Below are 4,261 nucleotides of genomic sequence, written 5' to 3' on the forward strand. Positions count from 1 at the left end.
AGGCATGGACCTCTCATTCATCTTGTATCTGCTAGCGGTCATTTTTGTCCTCATCGGCATCGCCGGCATCGTCCTGCCGGCCCTGCCGGGCATCCCACTGGTCTTCATCGGGCTGGTGCTGGCGGCCTGGGCAGACGGGTTCGTCCATGTCGGCTGGCCCACTCTGCTGATCCTCGGCGTGCTGACCGCGCTGTCGCTGCTGGTCGACGTGCTGGCGACCGTAGTTGGCGCCAAGCGCGTGGGCGCCAGCCGCAAAGCGCTCTGGGGCACCTTCATCGGCAGCATCGTCGGCCTGTTCTTCATGCCGATCGGATTGTTCGCAGGGCCGTTGCTGGGCGCGCTGCTGGGCGAGTACTGGCATACCCGCGAGCTCGGCCGCTCGACCAAGGTCGGGCTGGCCACCTGGCTTGGCATCCTGCTGGGCCTGGCGCTGAAGCTGGCGCTGGTGATCGCGATGCTGGGCCTGTTCGCCTTCGCCTGGTTCCTGTGAAGCATGCGGCCTTCACGCAGCGCGCACGCACACGCCGGGCATAAACCCGTGGGGCTGGCCGTTACCGGATGCAGCCGCCACACTGTCCCTCTTTCCGCATTCATTCCGAAGGGCCTGCTGCAATGACCCTCTCTCCGTTGTTTCCCCGCCTTGCACCGCTGGCGTTGGCCCTGGCCAGCGCGCCTGTGGCTGCCCAGGAATTCGCGCCCAGCGCCGAAGCCTCGCCGGCCGCCTGCGCGGCCATCACGACCGATGCTGCCCGTCTGGCCTGCTACGACCGCCAGTTCGGGCGCACGCCTCAGGCCACCGCCGAAGCTGATGCGGCCGCCGAAGCCGCCGCACAGGCACGTCGCGAGCAGCGCGACACCACGCGGGTGAGCCAGGGCGAGGAGAAGCTGCGCGAGCGTGTCAGCGATCTGTTCCGGTCCGAAGCGCCGGACAGCGCACTTGCCAATGCCGGCCGCGGTTCGCTGCTGGACAGCCGCTGGGAACTGGCCGAGGACTCCAAGCTGGGCCCGTTCCAGCTGCGCGCGTACAAGCCTGTCTACCTGCTGCCAGCATTCTGGACCAGCGACCGCAACACCATGCCGCACTCGCCGAACCCGGCCAACAGCGTGACCACCCCGCAGGTGCTGGACAGCGCCGAGCTGAAGTTCCAGATCAGCTTCAAGACCAAGATCGCCGAGAACCTGTTCGGCGACAACGGCGACATCTGGGCTGGCTACACCCAGAGTTCGCGCTGGCAGGCCTACAACGGCGAGGACTCGCGCCCGTTCCGCGAGACCAACTACGAGCCGGAAGTGATGATGGTGTTCCGCAACGGCTACTCGATCGGTGGCTGGCGTGGGCGGATGACCGGCATCAGCCTCAACCACCAGTCCAACGGCCGTGCCGATCCGCTGTCGCGCAGCTGGAACCGGGTGATCCTCAACGTCGGCCTCGACCGCGAGAACTGGGCACTGGTGCTGCGCCCCTGGTACCGCATTCCCGAGACCCGCAGCGACGACAACAACCCGGACATCGAGGACTACATGGGCCGCGGCGACGCGACCCTGACCTGGAACCACAAGGGTCACGAGGTCTCGTTGATGGCGCGCCACTCGTTGCGCACCGGTGACCGCTCGCACGGTGCGCTGCAGCTGGACTACGGCTTCCCGATCAGCAACCTGCTGCGCGGCCATGTGCAGATCTTCGACGGCTATGGCGAGAGCCTGATCGATTACAACCACAAGGCGACCTACGTCGGCGTGGGCGTGTCCCTGCTGGAGTGGTTCTGATGGATGTGACGATCTGGCACAACCCCGCGTGCAGCAACTCGCGCGGGGCGCTCCAGCTGATCCGCGACGCCGGCTTCGAACCGGTGGTGATCGACTATCTCGGCAGCCCGCCCGACGTGGCCACGCTGCGCCAGGTACTGGCCGAATCCGGCCTGGCCGCGACCGGACTGGTGCGCAGCAAGGAACCCGAGTTTGCCGCCCTGGGCCTGCAGGGAAGCGATGACGACGCCCTGCTGGCCGCGATGGCCACCCACCCACGGCTGATCAACCGCCCGGTGGTACGCACCGCGAAGGGTACCCGCCTGTGCCGGCCCCCGGAAACGGTGCTGGAGATCCTGTAACCCGCCCCGCTTTGGTAGAGCCGAGCATGGCTCGGCTCTACAGAACGGGTTACCGCCAGTCGGTGATGCCTTCGCGGCGATAGACCTCGGCGAACGCCGGGCGCGCCTTCAGGCGATCCGCATACGCCTTCAGCACCGGCCAGTGGTCGCTGGGCGTGGGCATGTTGCGTGACCAGCGCATCAACATCACCAGCATGAAATCGACCACGCCCGGCGCATCGCCGAGCAGGTAGGGACCGCCGTCCTGCAGGTGTGTGGCAACGTGCTGCCAGGCCGCCTCCAGCTGCTGCCGTGCCATCGTACGCACGGCCTCGATGCACTCGCCACCCGCTGCTTCATGCGGATAGAACCAGGCGCGGTAGGCCGGCTGCACGGTGTTGGCGCACCAGAACATCCAGCGATAGGCCTCGCCGCGTTCCGGCGTGCCGACGGCAGGCAACAACCCTGCCTGCGGATGACGGTCTGCCAGATACAGCGCGATCGCGGCCGCCTCGGTCAGTACCTGGCCGTCGATCAACAGGGTCGGCACCCTGCCCGCCGGATTGAGCGCCAGGTAGCCAGCTGATTTGTGCTCGCGCGTTTCGAAATCGAGCAGCATCAGTTCGTGCTCGATGCCGAGCTCGATCAGCAGCCAATGCACCACCAGCGAGGCGGTGCTGGTGGAACCATACAAGGTGGTGCGCATAGGACCTGTCCTGGGCGGGGAACCGCTGATTATGCGCGCTGTCACCGGCGTGGTCAGCCGCAGGTGCTCATGCAGGTATCACGACGCTCGCCGCAGCCCATCATCGGCGCCCGCAGCGCACAGTCGTGCGCCTTCAACTCGCAGGAACGACGCAGTTCAGGATGCTCGATGTCCTTGCAGCGTTTGTCCGGCGTCGGTGCCACCTGTTGCTCGCAACTGGACTGGCGGCTGCCGATTCCCTGGTCTTCGGCCATGCAGCTGCGATAGCTGGCCTGGCACTGCATCTGGCACTGGGCACCGGCGCTGAAGCCGCCGCCACCGCCATACGACGAAGACGATGTACTGCAGCCGGCCAGAAACAGCAGGGTGACAAAGGAAAGGCTACGCAACAGGTTCACAGGACGCTCCTTGTTCAATAGACCGGAAGACTGCCAGGCAAGGGCGACTGCGGCGAAAAAAATGCGTATTCCTTGACGCACAAACAGCTTCCCTTGCCTGGCAACGCGCACACCCTAGCAAAGCCGCGCGGTTGCAATCGTTAAACGAAGAACGGCGCCACCCGGGCGCCGTTCTGCAATCGGACAGGCGTGGTCGACGCCGCGCCGATCACTCCACCACGACAGGAATCTTGCCGATGCGGGCCTGCCACTCGCGCGGGCCGGTCTTGTGCACCGACTCGCCCGTGGAATCGACGGCCACGGTCACCGGCATGTCTTCCACGGTGAACTCGTAGATCGCTTCCATGCCCAGGTCCGCAAAGCCGACGACCTTGGCAGCCTTGATTGCCTTCGACACCAGATAAGCCGACCCACCGACGGCCATCAGGTAGGCCGACTTGTGCTTCTTGATGGCCTCGATCGCGGCCGGACCGCGCTCGGCCTTGCCGACCATGCCCAGCAGGCCGGTCTGTGCCAGCACCTGCTCGGTGAACTTGTCCATGCGGGTGGCGGTGGTCGGACCGGCCGGGCCTACCACTTCGTCGCGCACCGGATCGACCGGGCCGACGTAGTAGATGAAGCGCCCCTTCAGATCGACCGGCAGTTCCTCGCCCTTGTTGAGCATGTCGACCATGCGCTTGTGCGCGGCATCGCGGCCGGTCAGCAGCTTGCCGTTGAGCAGCAGGGTCTGGCCCGGCTTCCAGCTGGCCACGTCTTCCGGGGTGATCGTGTCCAGGTCCACGCGGGTGCCCTTGGACGCGTCGTAGGTCAGCTTCGGCCAGTCTTCCAGCGACGGCGGGTCCAGCATCACCGGGCCGCTGCCATCCAGGGTGAAGTGCGCATGGCGGGTGGCGGCGCAGTTCGGGATCATCGCCACCGGCAGGTTGGCCGCGTGGGTCGGGTAGTCGTTGATCTTGATGTCGAGCACGGTGGTCAGGCCACCCAGGCCCTGCGCACCGATACCCAGTGCGTTGACCTTCTCGTACAGCTCCAGACGCAGTTCCTCGATGCGGTTGGACGCACCACGGGCC

Annotated in this window: 6 protein-coding genes; 3 read left to right on the forward strand and 3 right to left on the reverse strand. The window is 66.1% G+C overall.

Going from position 1 to position 4,261, the window contains the following annotated elements:
* Positions 1-4: 4 nt before the first annotated feature.
* The 3 genes from AB4Y84_RS14725 to arsC all read left to right on the forward strand — a co-directional run bounded on the left by AB4Y84_RS14725 (position 5) and on the right by arsC (position 2,108).
* Positions 5-490, forward strand: coding sequence for a DUF456 domain-containing protein (locus tag AB4Y84_RS14725; protein WP_033831531.1), 486 nt, complete (start codon positions 5-7; stop codon positions 488-490).
* A 122-nt stretch (positions 491-612) separates the two neighbouring features.
* A complete protein-coding gene (locus AB4Y84_RS14730; RefSeq protein ID WP_032951931.1) occupies positions 613-1,767 on the forward strand; it encodes a phospholipase A in 1,155 nt (384 codons plus the stop codon).
* Positions 1,767-2,108 (forward strand): arsenate reductase (glutaredoxin), encoded by a 342-nt coding sequence (gene arsC, locus AB4Y84_RS14735; RefSeq protein WP_032978833.1) that lies wholly within the window; start codon positions 1,767-1,769, stop codon positions 2,106-2,108. The genes AB4Y84_RS14730 and arsC overlap by 1 nt, the downstream gene beginning before the upstream one ends.
* 49 nt (positions 2,109-2,157) lie before the next feature.
* Here the strand turns inward: arsC and AB4Y84_RS14740 are convergent, their stop codons facing one another.
* From AB4Y84_RS14740 to AB4Y84_RS14750, 3 genes are all read right to left on the reverse strand, one after another.
* Positions 2,158-2,793 (reverse strand): glutathione S-transferase family protein, encoded by a 636-nt coding sequence (locus tag AB4Y84_RS14740; RefSeq protein WP_442244309.1) that lies wholly within the window; start codon positions 2,791-2,793, stop codon positions 2,158-2,160.
* A 53-nt stretch (positions 2,794-2,846) separates the two neighbouring features.
* Positions 2,847-3,191, reverse strand: a complete 345-nt coding sequence (locus AB4Y84_RS14745; RefSeq protein ID WP_442244308.1) for a hypothetical protein — start codon at positions 3,189-3,191, stop codon at positions 2,847-2,849.
* A gap of 208 nt (positions 3,192-3,399) precedes the next feature.
* On the reverse strand, positions 3,400-4,261 hold an 862-nt coding region (locus AB4Y84_RS14750; protein WP_442250350.1), incomplete at its 5' end, for a FumA C-terminus/TtdB family hydratase beta subunit.

Source organism: Stenotrophomonas sp. 2YAF22 (assembly GCF_052114665.1).
In the GTDB taxonomy this organism is placed as follows: Bacteria; Pseudomonadota; Gammaproteobacteria; order Xanthomonadales; family Xanthomonadaceae; genus Stenotrophomonas; species Stenotrophomonas indicatrix.

What these genes read in the sequence shown, in the direction of transcription:
- arsC (WP_032978833.1), top strand. Translation starts at nt 1,767, where the DNA reads ATGGATGTGACGATCTGGCACAACCCCGCGTGCAGCAACTCGCGCGGG.
- AB4Y84_RS14740 (WP_442244309.1), bottom strand. Translation starts at nt 2,793, where the DNA reads ATGCGCACCACCTTGTATGGTTCCACCAGCACCGCCTCGCTGGTGGTG.
- AB4Y84_RS14725 (WP_033831531.1), top strand. Translation starts at nt 5, where the DNA reads ATGGACCTCTCATTCATCTTGTATCTGCTAGCGGTCATTTTTGTCCTC.
- AB4Y84_RS14730 (WP_032951931.1), top strand. Translation starts at nt 613, where the DNA reads ATGACCCTCTCTCCGTTGTTTCCCCGCCTTGCACCGCTGGCGTTGGCC.